Raw genomic sequence first — 25,950 nt, forward strand, 5'->3', positions numbered from 1 at the left:
TTTACTTTTCAGGCATGCTAAGATATCATTATATGTCGGGCTTTATAAATTTTTACGACAGACAAGGTACAATACTAAGGTATAGATACCTGAAAGGATGGAGACTTTTTTATGAATTTTAAGAAAATCGGTGTCATCGGCGGCGGTACGATGGGACAAGGCATCGCAGAAATGCTCGCAGCCAAGGGCTTGGATGTTATGCTGGTGGAGAAAAATGAAGAAAGACTGGATTATTCCTATGAAATGATCGAAACCAGTCTGGACAAACAACTGGAGAAATGGGCCATCACTCAGGCAGAGAAGAAATTAATTCTCGGCCGCATTCAAAAAGTGACACATTTTGCAGAACTCAGTTCCTGTGATATGGTTATTGAGACAATCATTGAAGATCTGGAAGCCAAACAAAAAGTATTTCATCAGCTTGACCAAGTGTGTCCGAGCCACATTATCCTGGCGAGTAATACTTCCACACTCAGCTTGACTGAACTTGCCAGCTCAACAATGTATCCGGAACGCGTCATTGGCATGCATTTTATATACCCTGTAGCGAAAGTAGATCTGGTCGAAATTGTACGTGGTCTGAAAACTTCGGACAAAACATTCGAAGACACAAAAGCTTTTGTAGACGAGGTTGTAGAGAAGAAGGGCGTAATGATTTATGAATCCCCGGGATTTGTAACTTCACGCCTCATTTGCTTGCTCATCAACGAAGCTATGCATGTATTGCAAGAAGGTGTCGCTTCTCCTCAGGATATTGATGATGCTATGCGAATCGGCTACCAGTTCCAATATGGACCACTGGAAATGGCTGACCGGTTCGGCCTGGATTCAGTGCAGGCTGCGCTCGAGCGGATGTTCCGCGAATACGGGGAACTGAAATACCGTCCATCGACCATTCTGAAAAAGATGGTGCGTGCGGGACAACTGGGTATGAAATCGGGCGAAGGCTTCTTCAAGTACGACAAGGATGGTGACCGTATATGAATATTCTAGTAATTAACTCCGGTAGTTCTTCTCTGAAATACCAGCTGTACAACATGACAGATGAATCTGTTCTGGCAAAAGGTCTGGTAGAGCGGATCGGGATGGACTCCTCTATCCTGAATCACAAGCCGACTGGCAAGCAGGAAGTAACAGAAGTCAGCGAAATCCTGGAACATAACACAGCGATTCGTAAAGTTCTTGCCATCCTGACTGACAAGGAACACGGCGTAATCGAGTCCATTAAAGAAATCAATGCTGTTGGGCACCGCGTGGTGCACGGGGGCGAATACTTCAAAGCTTCCGCGCTGGTGGATGCCGATGCCAAAGCGAAGATTCGTCAGTTGTTCGACCTGGCGCCACTGCATAACCCTGCTGCAATGATGGGGATCTCCGCTTCCGAGACCAATATGCCGGGCGTACCACAGGTTGTTGTCTTCGATACTGCGTTCCATCAAACGATGCCTGAGAAGGCCTATATGTATGCTATTCCAAGAGTGTTGTACAACAAATACAAGGTTCGCCGTTATGGTGCCCACGGTACATCCCATGATTTCGTGAGCAAGGCTGCTGCCGAATATCTGGATCGTCCGCTTGAGGATCTCAAAATTATCACATGCCACATCGGTAACGGTGCGAGCGTAACCGCTGTTCAAGGCGGTGTGTCTGTTGATACTTCCATGGGGATGACTCCGCTGGAAGGTCTGATGATGGGTACGCGCAGCGGTGATCTTGACCCTGCTGTTGTTCCATATGTAATGAATAAGGAAGAGTTGTCCGTAGGCGAAGTGAATTCGATGCTTAACAAGCACAGCGGATTGCTTGCGATTTCGGGCGTCAGCAGCGATATGCGCGATATTATTGACGGTGCGGAGAAAGGCGAGCCTAACTCTACGCTTGCTTTTGAAATGTACGAATACCGTCTGCGCAAATACATCGGTTCTTACGCAGCTGCTATGAACGGTGTAGACGCGATTGTGTTCACAGCCGGTGTCGGCGAGAATGCTTCGCTGCTTCGCGAAAGAGTGCTGAATAACCTGACATTCCTTGGAATTGAATTGGACGCTGAAGCCAACAAAGTCCGCTCCGGCGACCCGCGCCGCATCTCGACGGCTGATTCCAAGGTACAGGTGCTCGTGGTGCCGACAAACGAAGAGCTTGTCATCGCACGCGATACACACCGTATTGTGCAAGGAATTAACGGCTAAATTAGAGGAGAGAGTGTAGGCATGGCTAACAAGAGTGTAATCAAGAGAGTGAATGAGCATGTTGGAGAGAGTGTTGTCATCGGCTGTTGGGTTAACAACAAGCGCTCCAGCGGTAAAATCCAGTTCCTGCAGCTGCGGGATGGTACAGGGTATATCCAGGGTGTTGTCGTGAAATCCGAAGTACCTGAAGAGGTATGGGATGCCGCCAAGAGCCTGACGCAGGAAAGCTCCCTGTACGTGACTGGAATCATTCGTGAAGAACCGCGTAGTCAATCCGGATACGAAATGACAGTTACTGGTATCGAGGTGCTGTACATCACCGAGAATTATCCGATTACGCCAAAAGAGCATGGTGTAGATTTCCTGATGGATCACCGTCACCTCTGGCTGCGTTCTTCCAAGCAGCGTGCGGTCCTGGTCATTCGTGCAGAAATCATCCGTGCGATTCAAGAGTTCTTTGATACCAACGGCTTTACAATGGTCGATCCGCCGATTCTGACGCCGACCTCGGCAGAAGGCACGACCAACCTGTTCCACACCAAATATTTTGACGAGGATGCTTACCTGACACAGAGCGGTCAGCTCTACATGGAAGCAGCTGCGATGGCTTTGGGCCGTGTCTACTCCTTCGGGCCGACATTCCGTGCGGAGAAGTCCAAGACCCGCCGCCACCTGATCGAGTTCTGGATGATCGAGCCAGAGATGGCCTTTACCGATCATGAAGAAAGCTTGAAGGTACAGGAGCAGTTCGTGTCTCATGTTGTGCAATCCGTAGTGAAGAACTGTCGTACCGAACTGGAAGCAGTAGGCCGCGACATTTCCAAACTGGAAGCCATTCAGGCACCATTCCCACGGATCACTTATGATGATGCCATCAAGTTCCTGAACGAGAATGGACATGAGATCGCTTGGGGCGAAGACTTCGGCGCACCGCATGAAACAGCGATCGCTGAAGCTTATGACAAGCCGGTGTTCATCACCCATTACCCAGCTTCGTTCAAGGCTTTCTACATGAAGCCAGATCCGAATCGTCCGGAAGTGGTGCTCTGTGCCGACATGATCGCGCCTGAAGGATACGGCGAGATTATCGGTGGTTCACAGCGGATCGATGATCCAGCTCTGCTGGAAGAACGCTTCAAGGAGCATAATCTGTCGCTGGAAACGTACAAATGGTACATGGATCTGCGCACTTACGGTTCTGTTCCACATTCCGGCTTCGGTCTGGGACTGGAGCGCACGGTAGCCTGGATTTGCGGACTTGACCACGTACGTGAGACGATCCCGTTCCCGCGCACGCTTTACCGTTTGTATCCATAATTTCATCGCAATCACGCTGCGCCGTCCTTGAATCAAGGCGGCGCAGTTTCTTGTAGACATATAAGGTGCGTGGAGTTATTTTTAGACAAAAGGGGGGCGCACATGGACGGCAAAGGATGGAACGCCTGGGGGGCAGGCGCTGCCTTCGGGCTGGAAAGCGGGATGACCGTCATTCCCTACCCACTGCTGAAGCATTATCGGAAGCTGGGACTGACTGGAAGCGAGGCGATGCTGCTCATTCATCTGCTGGCTTTTCGGCAGGTGGAAGGGCTGGATTTCCCGACCCTGGAGGATCTGCAGGGTGTAACGGGACGAAGCATCCCCGTCATTGCCGGAGAGATGCAGAAGCTGATGAAGGACGGATGGATCAGCATTGATGAGGCCAATGATGAACTGCAAGGCATCCATTACGAACGATATAATTTCACTGGATTGTATAGCAAGCTTGGTGCTTATCTGGCAGAGGCAGCTCAACAAGGGGTGCAGCAGGCTCCTCAGGGGCTGCGTACATCGGCAGGACCAGCTTCTGACATTGACTGGGGGACAAGCTGGAATGCGGCTGAGACTTCCGGCAGGGAGGAAGAAGAGAGCAAGAGCCTGTTCAGCATCTTTGAGAAAGAGTTTGGGCGTCCGCTATCCCCGATGGAATGCGAGACGATCTCCGGCTGGGTCGATCAAGACCATTACCTGGAGGAACTGATTCTGCTTGCGCTGAAGGAAGCGGTCTTTGCCGGAAAGCTGCATTTCCGGTACATCGATCGTATTCTGCTGGAGTGGTCACGCAACCGCCTCAAGAATGCCCAGGATGTGAAGGCATATTCGCAGAAATTCCGTAACGGCGGAAGATAGATTCTTCCGATTGAGAGAGATTGAACCGTATTGCGCTGGTTATCGCCGGCCAATACGGTTTTTCTACATTTTAGGGTACTAATAATTGCTATAAATCCCCTATTTTCCTCTCTAAAAAAATTCACGCATATCGCAGGGACAAGTGAAGGAAGCTACGTCTATTGCTGTGGGGGTTGCTGTGGAAGGAGGGGAGAGCGATCGAGGATGAACTATTAATCAGGAGAATTTGTCAGGGAGATGAGGATGCCTTTCGGCAGTTCGTGGACAGGTATGCCGAGCAAGTATACAAGATCACCTACTCGGTGTTGCGCGAAACCAGAGGCGCTGAAGACGCGGCTCAGGAAGCCTTCCTCCAAATATACAAATCTCTCCCCGACTATCGTTTTCAGGGATTAATAACCTGGATCTCGCGTATTGCCTTACATAAGGCAATTGACTCCAAACGTAAACGGGATCGCCAGCGGGAGCAGTACGTTGACAGCGAGATAACGCTTAGTCAGATCTCCTCGGATGATGAGGACATCCTGGCGGGTGTTGTCCGGCGAGAACGCAGAGATCGACTGTGGAATGAAGTGCAGACACTGCCGAAGATGCATCGTGATGTGATCGTCGCCTTCTATATTGAACAGAAAAATTATGAACAGATAGCAATCCAAGAGGGGATTACATTGAAAACGGTGGAATCCCGGCTTTACCGGGCCCGGCAGTGGATTCGAAAACATTGGAAGGAGGACGATTGGCTATGAGACAAGACGGAGAATTACAGCAGGATGTTGCCCGTGCACGACAGTATATTGCAGGCGAAGGAAGTCCGGAAGAGCGGGATGTCTGGGAGCAGCGCCTACTGGAGGATGACGATGCGCTTCTTTGCTACTTGGAAGCACTGGATGAGCTGCAAGGACAACTTCCTTCGCTGGAAAGCCCTAAGCATTTTACGGAGAATGTGATGGGAAGCTTACCCGCTGTGCAGAAGCCAGCAAAACAACATAGCGAGGACATCGGGCCATCCCCAGAAACTCAGCGACGAACTCGCTGGTACGAGCAAGCGATTGTCCATTATGTAATTGCCGCTTCACTAACGCTGATCCTTCTGTCCTCCGGTGTATTCGATCGGATGCTTTCGGGGGAGCTAGGAGTGTTCATTCCGGAGGGGAAGCATTCGTCTTATAGCCAACAAATAAAGCAGGCGACCAGTAGCTGGCTGGATTATTTGATGAACGGTAATCGCAAGTGAGAGGAGAGATAATAATGCAGCAGCAAAGTAAACTGAAAGCTTTATTTATCAATATTTTCCCCGGGGCAGGTCATTATTATATGGGAAGACGCACCTCGGGCATCATCTATTTCCTGGTCAGCTTTGGCGGCTTATTCCTGTCCATATTACTGGCAATGGCGAGCAGAAAAGATGAAATAGCCTTGCTCGGGCTCGCGGGCTTTATCGTGATATGGTTATTAAGTATGGTTCATCTTCTGATTCAAATGTTAAAAGAGCCGACTCCGCCGATTGCACTGCCGCTTGATGAGCCCCGGGGGCTGCAATACACGCCGCCAGTAAAGAGCGAAGACAATGAACGTTTTCATATTATTCTGCTGTCCTTTATTCCCGGGCTGGGACATTTTCATATGGGCCTGATGAAGCGGGGGCTTTCGTTCCTGATTTCCTTCTTCGGCTTCATAACGATTCTGCTATTTTTGGCCGGAATCACATCCAGTAATGCATTTCTGCTGTTCTTCGGTGTATTACCGGTTATTTGGCTATACTGCATGTTCGATGCTGTTCAGCATATCCACCGGAAGCAGGGGGGAGAACTTCTGTCCGACCGGACGTTGTTCGAGGATTTGGAGGCAGGACGTGACGGTGGACGCCGAAGTAAGGTGCTGGCGACAGTGCTGGCCGGGTTTCCAGGGGCAGGGCAAATGTATTTGGGTCTGCAGAAAAGAGGGCTCCAATTAATGCTCCTATTCCTAGGGAGCATCTATGTTGTGGACTTGCTCCGCTTGTCGGCGTTGTTCTTCCTGATACCGGTCATCTGGTTCTACAGCCTGTTCGATGCTCTGCAGCAAATCAGCCGCTATGGCAGAGAGGATATGGAAGACCGGTCGATCATTGAGGGCTTCATGAATCATCAAGGCTGGCTGGGAGCGTTATTGCTTTGTATGGGGCTATATTATATCATTGCGGAATTAGCGATTCCGGCCCTGGATGGACTCTTTCCTCAGTGGCGGCTGGAACACCGGTTCAATGCTTATTTTAAACCAATCATTCTGGCTCTGGTACTGATTGGCGGGGGCATCAAGCTACTGCTTGGAAACAAAAAGAGGACACAAAAGAGATCAAACAGATGATGACTTTGTCAGAAGAGCGATACGAACTGCCAGCAGCGTGTGCCGATATTCAATTGGTGCGCGCTGTTTTTTTTGAGAAAAAACAACGATTTTGGGCAGCCTGGGACTGAAATTACTAGTGGCAGCTCGTAACCCAACCCATTAATAAACCACAACAAAAATTAATTTCCCCTCATTTTTTGCTCCTTTATGAATGCGCTATCATAAACACATGAACCGCAGATGAGTAAAGCGTGAGGTGAGAACAGGTGGGAAGCATTTCTTTTAATCATGTCTTCAAAAGCTACAAAGGCGAATCCCGCCCTGCTGTAAATGACTTTCATTTAACGATTGATGAAGGGGAATTCCTAGTATTGGTCGGGCCCTCTGGTTGCGGGAAGTCAACAACGCTGCGTATGCTGGCTGGACTTGAGGAAATTAGCAGTGGGGAGCTCTATCTGGACGGGAAATTCATTAACTATGTGTCTCCCAAAGATCGGGATATCGCGATGGTGTTTCAGAATTATGCGTTGTACCCTAATCTGTCTGTACATGAGAATATCGCACTGGGACTGAAGCTGCGTAAGACGGCCAAGCACGAGATCGACTCGCGGGTCAAGCGGGTAGCGGGAATACTGGAGATCTCGCATCTGCTGGATCGCAAGCCCAGCCAGCTATCGGGCGGGCAGAAGCAGCGGGTCGCGCTTGGACGGGCGATTGCGCGGGAACCGCAAGTATTCCTGATGGATGAGCCGCTCTCCAATCTAGATGCGAAGCTAAGGTCGCAGACGCGGGCGGAATTAATCAAGCTGCAGCAGGATTTGAAGCGTACAACCGTTTATGTCACGCACGATCAAGTTGAGGCGATGACCATGGGGTCACGAATCGTGGTTATGAAGGATGGCATTATCCAGCAGGTTGCTCCACCCAGGCAGTTGTATGATGAACCGGCCAATGTCTTCGTTGCCGGATTTATCGGTTCTCCGCAGATGAATTTTATGAACGGAACGGTTGAAGTCAGCGACGGGAACTACTATTTCTCTAATAAAAGAATGCGTGTCCCGCTCTCCGGGGAACAAGGACAACGCTTTCAGCGCTTGGCTGGACTGACGCACAACATTATTCTCGGCATTAGACCAGAACATGTATTGATTAAGCGGGGAAGTTATGAAAAGGATGACGATTATATACCTGGCGTAGTGCAAATGACAGAACAGACGGGAGCGGATTCTTATGTGTACGTGGAGCTGGGGAAGATTCGGCTGATCGTAAGAACTGCGCCTGAAGAGCTGTTCGCGCAGGGAGAGTTAGTATCGGTGAACCTGCAGATGAACAAACTTCACTTTTTTGATGAAGCGACGGAAATGGCCATCGGGAGAGATGAGGCATGAGGTTAAAGAATGTTCCACGGTCCATCCGAATCGCTGTACGGATGGTTGTGACAGCGGCCATCGTCGTTGGCCTGATCCTCTGGGCAACCTCCAAGGAGGAGATCGTCCTCTCCGATCGGGTGACTGAGGCGCAAATGATGGATTTTGACCATGGGAGCGGGCCTGCTCCCTATATTCAACTAATTCAGGATAAGACTGAAGAGGAACTGAACTACAAGGAGGAGCGGCAGATTTCTCTGAACGCGCTGACTTACGGGGAAGTCTCTTCAGATGCTGACATTAGCGAAATCACTGAAGACGGAGTACGTGCGTTGGCTTGGCAAAATGATCGCGGCTCGGTGGATTGGCGTTTCCAGGTAAAGGAACCCGGCTGGTATGAGCTTCATATCGATTATAAGCCGCTCCCTGGTGACAATAGCTCCGTTGTTCGCGGTGTGATGATTGATGGTAGCTATCCCTTTGCTGAATCGGAACGGATTGAACTGGAACGGCTGTGGAAAGATGCCAAATATCCCTATGACCGCAATAAGAGTGGTATGCAGATCAGACCGCAGCAGGTTGAACTTACAGGGTGGAACAATAAGGCAGTAAGCGACTATACAGCCTCTTCGAGGCCGCTACTATACTATCTGGACGCAGGAGAACACAACCTGCGACTCGTAGGAGAGCGGGGTGGGGTCGCTATCAGCGGGATGACGTTCCAGTCCAGAAAGCCGCTGCCGACATACGAACAATATGTTACCGCACAGCCTGAGGCTGGTAAACGGGAAGATTGGTACAGCATTCAGGAGGCCGAGCAGTTTCAGCGCAAGTCCAGTCTATCCATCCAAACCGATCACTGGTCTGAGCCATACGTTTCTCCAGATCCTAAAGGCCGGACCACGTATAACGTGCTTGGAGGGAACCGCTGGAAAAACACCGGTGAGTGGGTGGAATGGGAGCTTGAAGCTCCTGCTGACGGCTGGTATGCCATTGACATCAAAGATTACCAGAATTACCGTTCTGGTTTCAAAGCCTATCGAACCATTCAGATTGATGGGGAGGTCCCCTTTCAGGAAATGCTGCATTATGCTTTCGACACACATAAGGAATTTGAAATTAATTCGCTGGCGGGCAAGCAAGGGGAGCCTTATAGATTCTATCTAACCCAGGGTAAGCACACGATGCGCTTGGTGGCGGACTCCTCCAAGATGCAGCCGATCTTGATGGCCCTGAGGGATACGCTGAAGCAGATTGCCGAATTCGATCGTCATATCCGTTTGATAACGGGCAACTACAGTAAAAAGGCAGCCGATGCCAACGTGGATTCTACTCGAACCTGGGAAATGAAAAAATATGATCCTGACGTAGAGAAGAAGCTTCAGGCCATTACAGACCGGCTGTCTGAGATTCGCGAATACACCAACTTTGTAAATGAGCGCGATTCGGATTTGTCACAGTCCTTAAAATCTTCCATCTCTATTCTGGACAATATGCTGCAGGATGTGAATGAAATCCCTAGCCGGGTTAACGATTTCTCAACGATCCAGGCTAATATCGGTACCTGGCTGACGACACTGACCCAGCAGCCATTACTTCTAGATTACATTGTGCTGCGGACGCCGGATACGAAGACAGGACTCAAGGAGCCTACAATGCTATCCCGTGTGCCTTATACAGTCATGGATTTTGCCCGTTCCTTTTACTTGAACTATGATCAGGACGGCAAACAGGATGCTAAATCGCTGACCATCTGGGTGGGCCGCGGACGGGACTATGTCGACCAGCTTCGAGAATTGGTTAGTCAGGACTTCACACCAAATACCGGTATTGAAGTGAACATCAACCTCATGCCTAATCCTAATATGCTGATTCTAGGAAATGCCGCAGGTGAGGTTCCCGATGTAGCTTTAGGTGTCGCTGAGGCATTGCCAGCAGATTATGCGATGCGGCATGCGGTAGAGGATCTGTCGAAATATCCGGACTTTGAGAACGTGATGCAACGCTTTATTCCCGGTGTCTCGCGGGCGATGAATTATAACGGGGGGACCTATGGACTTCCAGAAGTACAGAACTTCCAGTTATTATTCTACCGTTCCGATATCTTGGAAAGTCTGAAGCTGAAGGTGCCGGATACATGGGAGGATGTATTTGATATTCTGCCTACGCTTCAGGAAAACGGGATGATGATGAATTTCCCTAAAGCTGATTTCTCGACGCTGTTCCTGCAAAATGGTGCTGAACCTTATACCAGCAGCGGACAAAAGTCTAATCTGTTCAGCGATGAGGGGCAGAAAGCGTTCAAGCTGTGGACAGAAATGTTCACCAAATACAATATGCCGATCGATATCCCGGCTTTCTTCCAGCACTTCCGGGATGGTGACATTCCGATTGGCATCTCGGACTTCAATACGTATGTTCAACTGCAGGTGGCTGCTCCGGAAATAACAGGGCACTGGAAGGTAGCCCCGCTACCAGGCATTGCTCAGCCGAATGGTGAGGTGGCCCGTTGGTCTCCTCAAGCGCTAACCGCAGGGATGATCATGGAGAAAAGCGATAAGAAGGATGCTGCTTGGGACTTCCTGAAATGGTGGACCTCAGATGAAGTACAGCGGAGATACGCTGCTGATATGGAATCGTATTATGGCATTGAATATCGCTGGAACACCGCCAATGTGAATGCTATGAAAGCGCATTCCTGGCCGTCTGAGGATTTGAAGGCGATTCGGGAGCAAACGCGCTGGGCCAAGAATATGCCCAATGTTCCTGGTTACTACTTCCTGGCCCGGGAAATGGATTTCGCCTGGAACAAGACGGTGTTTGACGGAGTTCCTGCCGACGAGTCATTAGAGGAGGCGAGCTTGTCGCTGCAGCGCGAGATGGAGCGAAGACAGCGGAACTTCGGGATCACTGGCACAGACCTGCATATTCCGCAGATCACGAAGCCTTTTGAATGGGAGGATACGAAACCGTGAAGACAGAGGTTGTTCCAGCCATACCAGCACCGGGGGCGGCAAAGCCGCCCTCTCCGGTACTACTCCGATGGAGAAGATTCGTGAAGCAACTTCGGAAAGATGCATTCTGCTATCTATTCCTGGCGCCGTTTCTGATCAGTTTCCTGATCTTTATCGTGATCCCGGTTATCATGGCAGCCACACTGGGATTCACTTCCTATGACGGATTCGGCAAGCCGCACTTCATCGGATTTGATAACTACATTTCCTTGTTTACACAGGATATTGTGTTTTTGACCAAGGCGCTGCCTAATACGTTCTTGTTCGCTTTAATTGTGGGGCCAGGGGGCTATCTGTTGTCCTTTCTGTTCGCCTGGCTGATTCATCAGCTTCCACTGCGTGTGCGGGATTACTATACGCTGGTATTCTACGCACCGTCGATGGCTGGTGGAGTGGCATTATCCGTTGTGTGGATTGCTGCTTTCAGTGGGGACCGGGTCGGTTACCTCAATAACTTCCTACTGCAGATGGGCTGGGCGGATGCGCCAATTACCTGGCTGCAGAACCCGAAATATTTGCTGAAAGTCATGATTCTTGTATCGCTGTGGATGAGCTTCAGTGTAGGTTTTCTGGCGATGCTGGCTGGCCTGCAGACGGTGAATCGCGAGCTGTATGAAGCCGGACGGATTGACGGGATTTCCAGCCGTCTTCAGGAAGTGTTCTATATTACGATCCCGTCTATGAAGCCGCAAATGCTGTTCAGTGCCGTCATGACCATCGTATCCACGTTAAAGGCTGGAGCGATCTCCACTCAATTGACCGGACTTGCGATTACCCCGCAATACTCGGGCCATTTGATTATTAATCATGTGGATGACTATGCCTTTATCCGATTTGAGCTTGGCTATGCCTCGGCTGTATCAGTCATGCTGCTGCTCATCAGTTATTTTGTCATGCGGTTTGCTTATCGTCTGTTTAACTCGAAAGGGGAGCAGTAGACTATGATCGCAAGACTGCGCAAGCTCCGCCAAGTCTCGCCTTTTCAGGTAGTGCTGGTTACGGTTTTCACGGCATTGGCAGCCTTTATGTCACTGCCTATCATTTTCATATTCAGCCATGCCTTTAAGCCGAAAAATGAGCTGTTTCTGTTCCCGCCACGATTTTTAGTTCAGCATCCTACGATTCACAATTTTGAAGTGCTACTGCTGCACGCATCTAATGCAACCGTACCCTTCACACGCTATTTGTTCAACAGCTTGCTCGTAGTATCGCTGACGTTGTTCAGCGTCATTGTTGTCAGCACGATGGCGGCTTATGTACTGGCGAAGTACAAATTCCACTTCAAGGGACTGATTCTATCTTTGATCACGCTGTCTCTAATGTTTGCTCCGGAGACGGTGTCGATCCCGCGCTACCTCATCATCAATGGACTCGGGCTAAACAATACGTATTTCGGGCATATTCTGCCTTCGCTGGCCTCACCTGTTGCCGTGTTTATGCTGGTCGGTTTTATTTCTCAGATCCCGAACGATTTGATGGAAGCCGCCCGGATCGATGGGGCAAGTCACCTCGGGATCTTCACGCGCATCGTGCTGCCGCTATCTGTCCCGGCGATTGCCACCATTTCGATCTTGACCTTTCAGACCGTGTGGGGAGATGTGGAAACATCGACCTTGTTCATGCAGAAGGAAGCGATGCGAACGCTGCCATTCTATGTTAACAGCTTGTTAAGCGGCCTGCAGAATAGCGTAGCGGGACAGAACATGGCGGCTGCAGCCGGACTGCTTATTTTTATACCAAATCTGATCATCTTCCTGCTCTTTCAGCGCAAAGTGCTCGAGACGATGGTCCACTCCGGTATTAAATGATGTCATCAGCAAAGGAAGTCGGAATCATGAAAAAATGGCTATCCATACCACTGTTAGTTTTGGTGTTCATTTCATTGCTTCCGTCCACTGCTTCGGCACGGCTCCCGTATATCACGGCCTATTATGACAGTAATCAGTCGTCCTGGTTCCGAATTCAGCCGATCTACCGGCCTGCGGAAATGCTTACGATTGAGCTGGGAGATCCGGTAGATATTACGGTGGCCCCCAACGATGAGGTATACGTGGTGGATAAGGAACTGGAACGGGTCATCGTGCTGAATAATGACGGAAAGGTACAAAGAACGATTGGAGCCGACGAAGGAATTGGAAAGCTGGCGGCACCCGAAGGTGTCTTCGTGACAGCGGACGGGGATGTCTATGTCGCCGACTCCGGCAATCAGCGAATCGCTGTGTTTAATTCCGAGGGCACTTATCAGCGGGAATATAAGAAGCCGGACACTCAACTTCTTGGATCGGATCATTTCGTGCCTGTCAAGCTGGTAGTCGATCGACGCGGAGTGATGTATATCCAGCTTAACTCCTCCTATCAGGGGCTGGTCAGATTAAGCCCGGAAGGAGAGTTCATGGGTTACTTCGGTGCTAATAAGGCCGACCAAACCATGCTTAGTCGGCTGAAGCAGCTAGTCCTGAACAAAGAGCAGCTTGCCCAAGAGAAGCCATCGCTTCCTAAACCAATAACGAACGTAGCCATGGATGCTGATGGTTTCATCTATACGGCTACAGCCGGCGGGGAAGGTAAAGGAGCCATCCGCAAGCTGAACGCAGGCGGTGTGGACGGTTTCAAGAACAAAACGATGTACAATGGCCACGGAATCGTTGATGTAGCGATTGGGCAGGAGGGCTTTCTGTATAATATCGATCTTGATTCGATGCGAATTAACCTTTACGACCATACGGGAGACGTGCTATTTGCATTTGGATTCATCGATAAGGAGACACAGCAATACGGTGTCATCGGGTATCCTACCGGCATTGCTGTAGATTCCAAGAACACTGTTTGGATCTCGGACAGCGGCACGAACATGGTTCATAAGTACGTCCGCACCGAATTTGGCAAGGATGTGCTGCAGGCGCTGGCCTTGTACGCAGGTGGCAAATACGAAGCCAGTAAGCCTTATTGGGAGTCGGTTTACGCCCGCAATGACATGTACAATGGCAGCTTTCAAGGGCTTGGAAAGGTGTACTTGCATGAAAATGATCACGCAGATGCACTCAAATTCATGAAGGTGGCCTTTGATACGGAAGGTTACTCCAAAGCATTCTGGCAAATCCGCCTTGAGTGGCTGCAACAACATTTTGTGATGCTGGTCATTGGAATCATTAGCGGACTCTTGCTGCTGCACTTTGGCGTTCGGGGACTGAGAGTGCTTCGCCGCAAGTACCCTACGCCTTCCTCCTGGAAGCAGCCACTGCAGGACATCAGAAACTTCGGCTATGTGATGATCCATCCTTACGAGGGGTTCTATCGGATCAAGGAGGCCAGAATTGCGCCATGGGTTACTATATCTCTGCTCTTGTCTGTCATTGCCGCTAAGATCGCCAGGATATACTGGACCGGTTTCCTGTTCAATCCCGTTGAGCTTAGGAACGTGAATGCGCTCAGAGAATTGGCCTTCTTCATTGTTCCTTGGGTAACCTGGATTATTGCTAACTATCTGGTTTGCAGCATCAAGGATGGTGAGGGCAAGTTTAGAGAGGTTGTTCAAGGCAGTGTGTATGCCATGTCACCGTATTTATTCATCACTGTTCCAGTCCTGATTTTGTCCAATCTGGCCTCCCTTGATGAGGCAGTATTGGTTCATTCGCTTAACACCTTGATGACGCTATGGATGTTGGCCATGTTCTTTGTCATGACCCAGGTCATTCATAATTTCGACTTTTTGGAGACGTTCAAAAACTCGTCGATATCCGTCTTTGCTATCGTTACCATCTGGTTGTTTGGTTTTATCGTTTTCGGATTGTCGTATAATCTCTACGACTTTTTCTATGAGCTGTACAAAGAGGTGAACTTCTATCATTAAACTAGCGAAAACACTATTCCTCAAGATCAGGTGGGTTGCTGTTGCCGTAGTCGTATTGGGACTTTTGGTTCTGTTCTTCTTACGGCCCTGGGAATTGACGACAGAAGCCAACTTCGACAAAACTGGCATGACGATGCCGAAGGTTACCGAGAGTGCATTGTACGAGGGCGAGGCTTGGAAACCTTCGGCGGGAGCAGATGGCTATGCTCTGGTTAGCGAGAACGACAGCTATGGCTTGTATGTTCGCCCCAATACCACGGAGATTGCGGTCCTTGACAAAGCTAGCGGTTATCGCTGGACCAGTAATCCTGGTGATGCAGAGCTGAAACACGAGAACGTCAAGGGTCAATTGCTGGAGCAGTTGAAATCACCTTTTGTTGTGACTCATGTACGCACCAAGGGAAAGGATCAGACCGTTCGTGAGTCGCTCAGCAATGCGGTTAAAGACATGCAGACATCGATGATCCGTCATGACGATGGGTTGCAGATTTCTTACTTCTTCCCTTCCAAGGGTCTGGGCTTCACGGTGCAGTATGAACTGACGAAGACGGGGCTGAAAGTAAGAGTACCGTCCAAGGTAATCCGGGAGGAGGGGGAGAATGCCCTGCTCACCCTAGATATTCTGCCGTACTTCGGCGCTGCTTCGACTCAAGATGACGGCTACTTGTTCGTACCGGATGGTCCGGGCGGACTCATTCGATATGATACCGCACATGCGAAGCTGTCCAGAGGTTATATACACCAGGTATACGGCAGCGAAATGACGAATGCCGGGAACTGGACCCGCTCTGGACAGCGGCGGGAGACTATCGCATATCCCGTTTTCGGACTCAAGAAGAATGATCATGCTTTTGTAGCGATTATGACAGAAGGCGAAGACTCGGCTAACGTAACGGCATTGTCGCCGGGCATGAAATCCTCCTTCTTCAACGTCTTCTCCAGCCAGATTTACAGAGAAGAATATCTCTACCGTATGAGCCGGTTGGCTGCACCGAGTAAGGCTGTTCAGAAAGAAAAACTGGATCGTGACCGTGAGATCGAATATCGCTTCCTGAATGATCAGCAGGCCAATTATTCCGGCATGGCTGTCGCCTACCGCGAGTATTTGCAGGAGAAGGGCTCCTTGGATAAGAAGCTGGATCCTGCCGCACATGTTCCGCTCTATTTGAAGATTATGGGCGGCAACTATGAGCAGGCTTTCGGACAGATTCGTTATGTGGCCGCCACTACGTTCGCGCAAGCTGAGGACATTGTCCGCCGATTACAGGAGCGAGGGGTTACGTCACTCCAGACGATTTACTTCGGCTGGACCAATCAGGGTGACTACAACATGGAGAAGCGGTTCCCTATCGAGGAGGCGCTCGGCGGGGAGGCAGGCGCCAAATCCTTTGTCTCGCAAATGAAGGAAAGGGGAGTCGGCGTCAGCTTCTACGAAGATTTCTTGTGGATTGACAGCAAATCCTCCTTCTCGCCCAAGCAGGACGCCATACGAGGCATCGACGGAACGGCGTTTGTGGATGGAGACTGGTATGTTGCTAAGCCGATGTACACGGCGGTAAGTGCGGCGCAAACAATCAGCAAGCTGAAGGAGATCGGTGTGGAAGGCATGCACTACAGTGCCCTTGGGGAGCTACTCCTCAACGACTATGAATCTTCAGGTATCCGTACCAGAGAGTATACGAAACAAATCTATACAGAGCTTTTGAATTATACGCGCAAGGAGCTAGGAACAGCCGGTGTGTTCCGGGGCAATGCTTATGTGCTGGGAGCAAGCGATTATATTGACGGCCTGCCCTCAGAGTCTAGCTACGACTTTATGGTTGATGAGACAGTGCCATTCTATCCGATCGTACTCCACGGCTTCGTTAACTATACCTTTGAAGAGGGGAATCTGCGCGATGATGAAGAGGTGGAGTTCCTAAAGGCGATTGAATATGGGGCGTTGCCTTCATTCTTTGTAACCCATGATGATTCGCGTAAACTCAAGAATACGGCAGGGGGCTTCTTGTACAGCAGCAGCTTCGACAAATGGGAAGATCGAATACTGAAGGAATACGAGAACTTCGATGCCTTAAGCGCCTTGTATTCACAAAAGATCACCTCTCATGAGCGTCTGGCAGATCAGCGGTACGCTACCGTATATGAGGATGGAACGAGGGTTATCGTTGATTACTCCACGAAAAGCTTCAAGGTAGAGAAGGGGGGCGGGCATCAATGAGTAAGCTGACAGCGCATAGAAAAGAAGCACTCCGTTATCACATGAAGCATTACGGAACCGGGCTGTTGTTCATGTTGCCCTGGATTATCGGATTCCTTATATTCGTGGCTATTCCGATTGGCTGGTCGATTTTTATGTCACTGCACAAGGTAGCTGTCGTACCGGGAGGCTTCCAATATAAATGGCTGGGGTTTCAGAACTACCGGGATGCCTTTTTGAAGGATAGCGTGTTCCCGATCGAGATGATTACCTATTTCCAGGAAATGCTGCTCATGGTGCCGATCATTGTGATCTTCGCCCTGCTTATCGCATTGCTGCTCAATCAGCAGTTTCCAGGAAGATTTCTCTTTCGAGCGTTGTTCTTCCTGCCCGTAATTTTTGCTACAGGTCAGGTGTTATCCGAGTTGTTTACACAGGGAGCAGGCGACATTCCGTTTCTTGGGCAGTACAATCTGGAGCCGCTTGTTCGCCAATATGTCGGAGGGGAATTAGCCCTAACCGTGATGGAGGTTCTGGGACGTATCGTCCTGATTCTATGGTATTCCGGTGTACAAATATTAATTTTTATCGCCGGTTTTCAGACCATATCACCCTCTATCTATGAAGCCGTGAGAATAGACGGAGCATCACCGTGGGACAGCTTCTGGAAGATTACCCTGCCGTCTAGCATGCCATTTATCAGTCTAAATATGTTGTACACGATTATCGATCTGTTCACATTCCCGTTGAATCCGGTGCTGGGGCATATCAGGGACAATATGTTCAAAGTAAATACCGGTTACGGCTATGCCAGTGCACTGGCCTGGATTTATTTCGCCTTCATCTTTGTATTGATCGGTATCGTGCTGGCATTGTTCAACCGGAGTTTGCGACAGAGGGGGAGAAGGTCATGAGTGATCCTGTTAGAATACGGGGACTTCAGCAGCGAATCAAGGGAGTAATGTGGAGTCGGAACAGTCAGCGATTCAAGATGGTCATGCTGGGCAGGAGCCTGTCAGACGGATTGATCGCCAAATTAATAATTTATATGCTGTTGTCCATCGTGGCGTATCTGTATCTACAGCCGCTATTGCATATGATCAGCACCATGTTCATGACCGTTAGCGATCTGCTTGATCCCGCCGTGAAGTGGATTCCCAGGGAAATAACGTGGGAGAACATGACCAAAGCTATCGAGGGTCTGCAATACCCACAAGCATTGTTTAATACAGCCACGATTGCCCTAACCTGCTCGATTGCTCAGGTGCTGGTGTGCTCGATGACCGGCTATGCACTGGCAAGGCTGAATGTACCATTCAAAGGTTTTATCACGGCGATGGTGCTGCTGACCTTCCTGATTCCACCACAAGTGGTGATCATTCCGCTATACGTTATCTTCAGTAAATTAGGCTTGCTCAATACGATGTTTGTCTTTCTTGTCCCGGCTATCTTCGGCCAAGGTCTCAAGGGAGCATTGTTCATCTTAATCTTCCGGCAATTCTTCCGGGCGCAGCCGCCCAGTCTGGAGGAAGCGGCGAAGCTGGATGGAGCGTCTGTTGTCCGGTTATACGTCCGGATTATGCTTCCGCTGGCACGTTCAGCTTGTCTAGTTGTTTTTCTCTTCTCTTTCATCTGGTACTGGAACATGTATTACGAGCCGTCTATGTTTCTGGCAAAGGGCTTCACACCATTGTCGATTCGCCTTGACAATCTGGAGAACGTCCTGAATCCTTCGCTGCTCGGAAATAAGAACAATATTAGCAATCCGGTGACAGAAGGGACGAAGATGGCTGCCGCTTTCCTGATTATTTTTCCGCCAATGCTTATCTTCATGTTCTTGCAGCGTTGGTTTATTACCGGTATCGAGAGAACCGGTATTGTGGAATAAGCCGAAGTGGTAAGCCAGATGAAGTGAAGTTAAAAATTCTGGAGAGGGGGAATGCCCGGCAAACGTGGGTTGACGGGTAGAACCGTCCAGGTTGGCAAGCATACTAACTCAATTTAGGGGAGGAATAGCGTTTGAAAAAGAGAACTGTAACCTCATCGTTATTGGCCGTTGTGTTTATGCTGTCGCTTGTATTATCCGGGTGCAGCGGTAGTAACAATACCAAAACTGCGACGAATACACCTGACACGAGCCCGACGGAAGGCACTGTAAACAACACACCAAAGGTGGAAGAAAAGCATGATCCGGTTACGCTGCAGATCATTTCCTGGAAAGATAGCTACAACGACCTCTATAAAATGTTTGAAGAAAAATATCCGTGGATTAAGATCGAACAAATTCCGGTTAACTCTCAGCCGATCATGGAAATTATCGCATCTATGGAGGCGGCAGGCACTCCCGCTGACATTACAGAGATTGATTCCGACCTGATTTCTTTTGAGCAGAGTGGTCTCATTGATGATCTTACCCCTTATATTGAGAAGAGTGACGTGTTCAAAACAACAAAATTCCCTGATGGATTCTTCGACACGATGACCTTCAACGGCAAGAAGTTGGCGATTCCAATGGTTGACGTTCCGATGTGGGTGCTGGTGAACAAGGATCTGCTTGCCAAACACGGGGTGAATATGCCGGCCAATGACTGGACCTATGATGATTTCCGCAACATTGCCAAGAAGATAACGGACAGCAATGCCGGAGAATACGGGATAACTACACAAGCAGAGATTCAAATGCGGATGCTATCGACCAAGGCGATTGCTGACGGGTATGCAGCCAACCTGCAATATTTGAATGAAGATTTGACCCAAAGCTTACTGAATACACCGGATATTATGAATGAAGTCAAATGGTTCCAGGAACTGGTTACGAAGGATGGTTCTATGCAGTCTAATGCAGATTCCGAAGCTAACGGTAGTGTAACCAAAGAATTTATCAACGGGAAAACAGGCTTTGCCATTGGCGGAGACTGGGTACTTCCGAACCTGAAGGAGAAGGCAACCTTTGAATGGGATGTACTTCCGTTCCCGAAAGGTAAGGTAAGTCAGCCAGGTTATACGATTTACGGACCATTGTCGCTGCTAGCTGGATCGAAGCATAAGGAAGAAGCCTTCCTGTGGCTGGAGTTCCAATTCTCTAAGGAAGCCCAGAAGTGGAAGATTGATCAAGGGGCAAATGCATCGGTTGTGGATGATGAACTGACCGCTTATTATGACCAAGCAGAAATTTGGAAAGGCAAAAACATCGAAGCTGTTAAGCTGGCGCGCGAAAACGCGAAGATTCAGCCAGGCCTGACTGTTCCAGGCTGGAGTGATTACAACTGGAACAATATAATGAATGATGTTATTTTCGGTGACCGCGATATTAACGATATTATTCCAGAGACGGAAACGTGGAACAAGAAGACCTTGGAGCTGCGTGAAGGCCTGAAGTAATTTGAAGCCCGATTAGATATGAGGCGATTTATTGAAAGCGTATAACAGTTGATGGTAAAATTAACGTCCCTAGTCCGGTGTAAGTCGGCAAGGGACGTTTCTTATTGGCAACAATTTATAAACGCACTAGATAGTTTTGAATTCCCTTATATCAGAAAGGAGGAACATAAGATAAGTTAATAAATGTAAGTGTAGTTGCATGTAATTATTGAAAGCGTTAACAATTCAGGGGTGATTCAGAAGTTCAACCAGAAAGGAAGGGAAGCATAGTGCTGTCCATCCGTCCTTGGAAATTGAGAATACTGGCTTTGGTATGTGTGACGATGATCGTAATACCGGCAGGGTGTTTCCTAATAAAGACTTCGAGCCCGGAGCAAGCAGATTCTGAAGAATGGATGAATAATCCGAAGGCTGAAGTGACACTGAAGATGTATTTCGGTGGGGAGAAGAAGGCGGCTACGGATGAAGTATGGAGGGAGGTCAGTCAATATGTCAAATCAAAGGGGCTGAATGTGAAATTCTCGGTGAACTTCATCCCTTGGACGGACTATTCCAGCAAGCTGCTGGCTATGGCTGCAGCAGGTGATCGCTGGGACATGAACTTTGACTCAGAGACTTCTTTCCGGCAGATGGCTGCCCGTGGTTCATACTTGCCACTGAATACTTTGCTTCCTGAATATGCGCCTCATTTGAATGAACGGTATAAAAGCGATGGAACGCTTCTGTCTACAACACTCGATGGTGATATCGTTGGCTTGCCCTGGGCGATCAAGATGAATCAACGCCCGTATGCCGTGTGGCGTGCTGATCTGGCAGAACGTGCGGGCATTGCCTCGCCTATGAATTCCATCCAATCGGTAGAAGAGGTTGACACGCTTCTCCATCAGCTTAAGGAAGCTTATCCTGACAGGAAGCTGTCACTTGTGACAGCGCTACCTTTTTATTTTGTAAGAGATGAATGGCTTGACCTCGAATTTCATGGTCTGGGATGTTACATAGGAGATCCTGAGATGAAGGTCAGGGCCATCGAACAGCAGCCTTTCTATTTGGAGGCCGCGTTGATGAGCAGGCGTTGGAATCAAGCCGGTATTCTTAACCCCGATTCTATACTGGGACTTGAGGATAGTGCGAATCAATGGCGGAGCGGGAAGCTGCTCTTTACGATTACATCCCATGAGTGGGCGTTTGCTGCAGACCCTGGATTCATCGATTCGACTTATCGGCAACAAGTATCGCTGCTGTATCCAGAGAAGCGCCAGGTCAACCGCCGCCCATCCTCCAATGTCATTGCGATTAACCGCAACTCAGAGAACCCGGATTTGGCATTGCGCTTTCTTGATATGCTGGAGACGGACAGAACCCTCTTCGATCTTGTTATTTATGGAATTGAAGGGAAGACGTATAAGCTAGAAGGAGATACAGTCCGTTATCTGGATAATTTGAATTTTTCGACCAGCAATTATATGGATTGGGGAGGACAATGGGGGTTCTGGAAGCCGCAATTTTTACGGTCAACCGAGACTTATCCCGGAGATTTCTGGAGCAAAGAAGCTACATTTGCTGAGCTCCCTCAAAATGTGGATTCACCACTTGGCGGCTTAATGTTGTCCGACTATAAGATTAGTAAGGCGCTTGAAAGTAGAGATGAGCTCTATGAAGAACTCGGAAAATCCATTGAATTTGGCATGGAGGGAAATATAAGCGACGCGGTAGCCAAGTATAGGCAGCGACAGATGGACAATGGGCTGGAAACCATAATCGCAGAGGTACAGCGTCAAGTGGATCAATATTTATTGTTCGATCGCAAGCACTAATCATTGGGGAGGCTGCAGAATGTTCAGTGTGCTGATTGTGGATGATGAATTTGAAATACGTGAAGGACTGTGCCAGCAGGTGCCTTGGCATGAATATGGAATAAGCTCTGTTACCCTGGCTGAGGACGGAGCTGAGGCGCTGCGTCTGGCTGAGAAATGCCGTCCGGACCTGATCATTACCGATATCAAGATGCGAAAAGTGTCGGGGCTGGATTTGCTTCGGCAACTACAGGCGATAGAAGATTATCATTGGAAGGCGATCCTGATCAGCGGATATAACAATTTCAGTTTTGCCAAGCAAGCCCTTCATTTAGGTGCGATGGACTACATATTGAAGCCGATCAGTATGACGGAGCTGGATCAAATGGTCCGCAAGTCTATTGAGATCATTACAATGGAGCGAATGGAACAGAAGAAGCTGGCTCATATCAACGATCAGATGCTATTTGCTTTGCCTAAGCTACGTGAGGAGCTACTCCACGAGATTGTGGAGAATGAATATGATCCATACCGGGAGACACGAATATTCCATCGCCTGAAGACGCTGAAGCTGGGCTGGATGAAAGAGATGCAGCTGCAGCTCATGATTGTGGAGGTAGATAATCTGCGGGCGCTGACGTATCGTCATGGCATCGTTGATGAGAAAAAACTGGTCCTGTTCGGGATTGGTAATGTGGTCAGCCAGACGCTCGGTGAGGAGGAGATTGGGGCGACATCTGTGCTGTTCAAGGATAGCCATGAGCGCTGGATAGCGATTATCGGCTGCAGCGGAGATGAGGCGACGGAAAGGTGCTTATCACTCGCAGAAAAGTGTCTGGAGCGAATCAATCAGTTCGTCAAGGTTCAAGCCAGTATTGCGCTTAGCCCTCCGGCACGGGAACTACACCAGCTACATCAAATGTATACACGGTGTGAGGAATATTTGAAGCGGAAAGCCCTGCAGGGAGGCAACCGGCTGTTTATGGAGGAGGGTGAGGAAGAGGAGGGAAGGAGTTATGAGAAGCCTTCAATCCGGGAGCCTAAAGCTGTTATTGACCTGGTGAAGTACGGCAACGATGAAGAGATTCACGAGGCACTCACCGATTTCGAGGAAATGGTTCAATCCTGGGGCTCGTGTGATCTCAGAGATGTACAGCAGCATATCTTCACATGGCTGATGGAAGTGTATCGTGCTTCTGCAGCAGTAGGTTGGTCCGACCGATCATGGGAGAGAGATCCTATTGCGCTGTGGGATCGGCTGGAGCAGTATGATACGCTGCAATCTTTGCAGGAACAGGTTAAGCAGTGCCTGTTGGCACTCGCTGGCGATTTTCGGAAAATGTCAAACGCTTCAAGTCAAATCGTACAGGAGGCGGAGCGCATGATTCGTAGCCGTTACGCGGAGAATCTGTCGCTTCAGCTCGTTGCAAACGCGGTACATGTGACTCCAGTATGGCTAAGTAATCTGTACAAAAAAGAGAAGGGGAGAACCTTCCTAGAGGAGTTAACCGAGGTTCGGATCTGCAAGGCCAAAGAGATGCTGGGACAGAGCATGCATAAAATCTATCAAATCTCTTATCTTGTAGGCTATAAGGACCCGGTTCATTTCTCAAAGCTGTTCAAAAAGCATGTCGGGATTACGCCTAAGGAATATCGGCGGATGAGAGGCATAGTGGATGATTAGAAACTTGCTGAGTTTAACCTCTTCCCTGCGGAATCGGATCATCCTGATCTTCTTTGCGATGACGATTGTTCCATTCATACTCTTCTCCGGATATGCATATACGAAATCTGTCGAAGGGATCAAACAAGCAAATGCGGCTTTCTCGATGAGTTATCTTGAACAGGCCGAGATGAATGTGAAGACCTATTTGAATCATTTGAACGATCAGATCAATAATTTAATCGGGGATCGGGAGTTGCAAAGGCTACTGGAGCAGCCGCCGCAAAGTGTAGAAGAGGAGCAGACGATTTCCATAGAACTGCTTAGCATTGTTCACCAGAAAGGACAGCATCTTGATGCGCTGCGGCTTCGTGTTTTTCCGCTGCATCCTGAACGATATCCCACGTATATGAGAGCGCTCGGGGAGGACGCCACGATCCGCACGGAGAACTGGTTTCATCGTGCTTCAAGCAGTTCGGTGCCCTTTTGGCATTTATCGATGAACAAAGGTCCAGGACGCAGCCCGCTACTTCTATACATAAAAACATTTACCAGCTTGCACAATCGAACACCGCGCGGCATCGTAACAGTTGACCTTGCAGATATCTACTTCAATCGTTTCTTTATTCCAACGAAGCGATTGAACGGACAGAAGTTTCTGATTATCAATGAGGACGGACAAGTGATTTTTGATTCTGCCAGCAATGAGTGGACCGGTGAGCAGCTTCCTTCTCCCAAGCTGCTGGAGCAGCGCAAACTGTATAGTGAGGGAGTCGATACCTATACCATCCATGATCGCGAGCAATTGGCAGCTTTTGTGCAAATGGATACCTTGCCTTGGACCATCATCAGTCTAACGCCAATGCGGGAGTTAACGGAGCCTGTAACGAAGCTGAATCGGCTGCTGCTCTTTTTCCTGATTGCGTATTTGATTTGTTCCGTCTGGGTGCTGGTTTATATTACCTGGAACTTCAGCCAGCCGGTTCTGAGGCTTGTACGGTTAATGCGGCGGCTGGAGGAAGGGGAATTCAATATGGATATTCCTCATCAGGAGCGGAAGGATGAAATCGGCTGGCTGTTCCGCGGGTTCCACAGCATTGTGCGCACGATTGAGGAGCTGGTCCAGCAATCCGCCCGATCTGAACGCGTGAAGAAGGAGCTGGAGTTCCAGGTGCTTAGTCACCAGATCAATCCTCATTTTCTCTATAATACACTGGACTCTATCCGCTGGAAGGCGGAGAAGCACGGTCAGAGCGATATCAGTGAAATGGTATCTGCGCTTGGCAATTTGCTGCGGCTCAGCCTGAATCAGGGTAAGGACATTACAACCGTTGGGCGAGAGATTGAGCAGGTCAAGGCCTATGTCCTGATTGAACAGGCGAGAATCGGTATGCCGCTGCGGGTGCTGTATTTTTTTGAAGAGGGGCTACTGGACCTGCAGTTTATACGCTTGCTCTTACAGCCACTGGTGGAGAATGCCATCCAGCACAGCATACGTGACAACTTCGAACATGGGAAGGTTGTGCTGTCAGGGCGCATTGAAGGGCAGGATTTATTGATCAGCATTGCGGATAACGGCAAGGGCATTCCTCAGTCCGTTCTGGATGACTTAGAGCAGGATCATTCTGAGCTGCGAAAGGGGAAAGGTTCCGGCGTTGGACTGCGCAATGTGAACGAGCGTCTCAAGATCACCTTTGGAAGTAACTATCAGCTGCAGATTGAGTCCAGGGAAGGCAAGGGAACCCGGATTACGATCAGGCATCCGATTTTGGACGGCGATTTCACCGAGAAGACCGATGATGTGGAGGATTAGCGGAAGCATGACCCTAAGTCTTTCGCAATTCTATTACTTAACGATGGCATAGACGAACCGCACGCTGCATGGCTGATGGAATTGTTCAAGCGCCCCGCGTTCCATGCTGCGGATACGCCTTCGACGATCTGCCGCTGATGAAGAGAGCGAAGAACAAATCTGATACAGGCTGAACAAGAGAGGGGATTA

At 49.3% G+C, this 25,950-nt stretch carries 19 protein-coding genes; all 19 read left to right on the plus strand.

Annotated elements, in window-relative coordinates; genetic code table 11:
- Positions 1–111 precede the first annotated feature (111 nt).
- The 19 genes from AC3Y23_RS04165 (at position 112) to AC3Y23_RS04255 (ending at position 25,761) form a co-directional block, all read left to right on the plus strand.
- Positions 112–984: a 3-hydroxyacyl-CoA dehydrogenase family protein gene (locus AC3Y23_RS04165; RefSeq protein WP_379195973.1), complete on the plus strand. Its 873-nt coding sequence runs from the start codon at positions 112–114 to the stop codon at positions 982–984.
- Positions 981–2,189, plus strand: coding sequence for an acetate/propionate family kinase (locus AC3Y23_RS04170; RefSeq protein WP_379195975.1), 1,209 nt, complete (start codon positions 981–983; stop codon positions 2,187–2,189). Before AC3Y23_RS04165 ends, AC3Y23_RS04170 begins: the two co-directional genes overlap by 4 nt.
- Positions 2,190–2,210: 21 nt before the next feature.
- Positions 2,211–3,506, plus strand: a complete 1,296-nt coding sequence (asnS, locus tag AC3Y23_RS04175; protein ID WP_379195977.1) for an asparagine--tRNA ligase — start codon at positions 2,211–2,213, stop codon at positions 3,504–3,506.
- 102 nt (positions 3,507–3,608) lie between these two features.
- Positions 3,609–4,355, plus strand: a complete 747-nt coding sequence (locus tag AC3Y23_RS04180) for a DnaD domain-containing protein (RefSeq protein ID WP_379195979.1) — start codon at positions 3,609–3,611, stop codon at positions 4,353–4,355.
- Between the two features lie 161 nt (positions 4,356–4,516).
- Positions 4,517–5,101 (plus strand): RNA polymerase sigma factor, encoded by a 585-nt coding sequence (locus AC3Y23_RS04185; protein WP_379195982.1) that lies wholly within the window; start codon positions 4,517–4,519, stop codon positions 5,099–5,101.
- Positions 5,098–5,589: a hypothetical protein gene (locus AC3Y23_RS04190; RefSeq protein WP_379195984.1), complete on the plus strand. Its 492-nt coding sequence runs from the start codon at positions 5,098–5,100 to the stop codon at positions 5,587–5,589. The genes AC3Y23_RS04185 and AC3Y23_RS04190 overlap by 4 nt, the downstream gene beginning before the upstream one ends.
- A gap of 14 nt (positions 5,590–5,603) precedes the next feature.
- Positions 5,604–6,701, plus strand: coding sequence for a hypothetical protein (locus AC3Y23_RS04195; protein ID WP_379195986.1), 1,098 nt, complete (start codon positions 5,604–5,606; stop codon positions 6,699–6,701).
- Between the two features lie 248 nt (positions 6,702–6,949).
- A complete protein-coding gene (locus tag AC3Y23_RS04200; RefSeq protein WP_379195988.1) occupies positions 6,950–8,071 on the plus strand; it encodes an ABC transporter ATP-binding protein in 1,122 nt (373 codons plus the stop codon).
- Positions 8,068–11,025, plus strand: coding sequence for an extracellular solute-binding protein (locus AC3Y23_RS04205; RefSeq protein ID WP_379195990.1), 2,958 nt, complete (start codon positions 8,068–8,070; stop codon positions 11,023–11,025). The genes AC3Y23_RS04200 and AC3Y23_RS04205 overlap by 4 nt, the downstream gene beginning before the upstream one ends.
- On the plus strand, positions 11,022–12,002 hold the full coding sequence (locus AC3Y23_RS04210; protein WP_379195992.1) for a carbohydrate ABC transporter permease: 981 nt from the start codon (positions 11,022–11,024) through the stop codon (positions 12,000–12,002). Before AC3Y23_RS04205 ends, AC3Y23_RS04210 begins: the two co-directional genes overlap by 4 nt.
- A 3-nt stretch (positions 12,003–12,005) precedes the next feature.
- Positions 12,006–12,872 carry a carbohydrate ABC transporter permease gene (locus AC3Y23_RS04215; protein ID WP_379195995.1) on the plus strand — a complete coding sequence of 289 codons (867 nt, stop codon included), beginning with the start codon at positions 12,006–12,008 and terminating at the stop codon, positions 12,870–12,872.
- Between the two features lie 26 nt (positions 12,873–12,898).
- Entirely contained in the window at positions 12,899–14,914 is a 2,016-nt protein-coding gene (locus AC3Y23_RS04220; RefSeq protein ID WP_379195997.1) for a YIP1 family protein, read from the plus strand.
- Positions 14,915–14,969: 55 nt separating this feature from the next.
- A complete protein-coding gene (locus AC3Y23_RS04225; RefSeq protein WP_379195999.1) occupies positions 14,970–17,132 on the plus strand; it encodes a DUF5696 domain-containing protein in 2,163 nt (720 codons plus the stop codon).
- Positions 17,129–18,025, plus strand: coding sequence for a carbohydrate ABC transporter permease (locus AC3Y23_RS04230; protein WP_379196001.1), 897 nt, complete (start codon positions 17,129–17,131; stop codon positions 18,023–18,025). Before AC3Y23_RS04225 ends, AC3Y23_RS04230 begins: the two co-directional genes overlap by 4 nt.
- Entirely contained in the window at positions 18,022–18,999 is a 978-nt protein-coding gene (locus AC3Y23_RS04235; RefSeq protein WP_379196003.1) for a carbohydrate ABC transporter permease, read from the plus strand. The genes AC3Y23_RS04230 and AC3Y23_RS04235 overlap by 4 nt, the downstream gene beginning before the upstream one ends.
- A 131-nt stretch (positions 19,000–19,130) precedes the next feature.
- On the plus strand, positions 19,131–20,492 hold the full coding sequence (locus AC3Y23_RS04240; protein WP_379196005.1) for an ABC transporter substrate-binding protein: 1,362 nt from the start codon (positions 19,131–19,133) through the stop codon (positions 20,490–20,492).
- A gap of 323 nt (positions 20,493–20,815) precedes the next feature.
- Positions 20,816–22,306, plus strand: coding sequence for an extracellular solute-binding protein (locus AC3Y23_RS04245; protein ID WP_379196007.1), 1,491 nt, complete (start codon positions 20,816–20,818; stop codon positions 22,304–22,306).
- Between the two features lie 19 nt (positions 22,307–22,325).
- Entirely contained in the window at positions 22,326–23,969 is a 1,644-nt protein-coding gene (locus AC3Y23_RS04250; RefSeq protein WP_379196009.1) for a response regulator, read from the plus strand.
- Positions 23,962–25,761: a sensor histidine kinase gene (locus AC3Y23_RS04255; RefSeq protein ID WP_379196011.1), complete on the plus strand. Its 1,800-nt coding sequence runs from the start codon at positions 23,962–23,964 to the stop codon at positions 25,759–25,761. The genes AC3Y23_RS04250 and AC3Y23_RS04255 overlap by 8 nt, the downstream gene beginning before the upstream one ends.
- The last annotated feature ends 189 nt before the right edge of the window (positions 25,762–25,950 follow it).

This window comes from Paenibacillus sp. MAHUQ-45, from assembly GCF_058133325.1.

Coding starts and splice junctions, on each gene's coding strand:
- AC3Y23_RS04165 (WP_379195973.1), top strand. CDS start 112: ATGAATTTTAAGAAAATCGGTGTCATCGGCGGCGGTACGATGGGACAA.
- AC3Y23_RS04170 (WP_379195975.1), top strand. CDS start 981: ATGAATATTCTAGTAATTAACTCCGGTAGTTCTTCTCTGAAATACCAG.
- asnS (WP_379195977.1), top strand. CDS start 2,211: ATGGCTAACAAGAGTGTAATCAAGAGAGTGAATGAGCATGTTGGAGAG.
- AC3Y23_RS04180 (WP_379195979.1), top strand. CDS start 3,609: ATGGACGGCAAAGGATGGAACGCCTGGGGGGCAGGCGCTGCCTTCGGG.
- AC3Y23_RS04190 (WP_379195984.1), top strand. CDS start 5,098: ATGAGACAAGACGGAGAATTACAGCAGGATGTTGCCCGTGCACGACAG.
- AC3Y23_RS04195 (WP_379195986.1), top strand. CDS start 5,604: ATGCAGCAGCAAAGTAAACTGAAAGCTTTATTTATCAATATTTTCCCC.
- AC3Y23_RS04205 (WP_379195990.1), top strand. CDS start 8,068: ATGAGGTTAAAGAATGTTCCACGGTCCATCCGAATCGCTGTACGGATG.
- AC3Y23_RS04215 (WP_379195995.1), top strand. CDS start 12,006: ATGATCGCAAGACTGCGCAAGCTCCGCCAAGTCTCGCCTTTTCAGGTA.
- AC3Y23_RS04220 (WP_379195997.1), top strand. CDS start 12,899: ATGAAAAAATGGCTATCCATACCACTGTTAGTTTTGGTGTTCATTTCA.
- AC3Y23_RS04230 (WP_379196001.1), top strand. CDS start 17,129: ATGAGTAAGCTGACAGCGCATAGAAAAGAAGCACTCCGTTATCACATG.
- AC3Y23_RS04235 (WP_379196003.1), top strand. CDS start 18,022: ATGAGTGATCCTGTTAGAATACGGGGACTTCAGCAGCGAATCAAGGGA.
- AC3Y23_RS04245 (WP_379196007.1), top strand. CDS start 20,816: ATGATCGTAATACCGGCAGGGTGTTTCCTAATAAAGACTTCGAGCCCG.
- AC3Y23_RS04250 (WP_379196009.1), top strand. CDS start 22,326: ATGTTCAGTGTGCTGATTGTGGATGATGAATTTGAAATACGTGAAGGA.
- AC3Y23_RS04255 (WP_379196011.1), top strand. CDS start 23,962: ATGATTAGAAACTTGCTGAGTTTAACCTCTTCCCTGCGGAATCGGATC.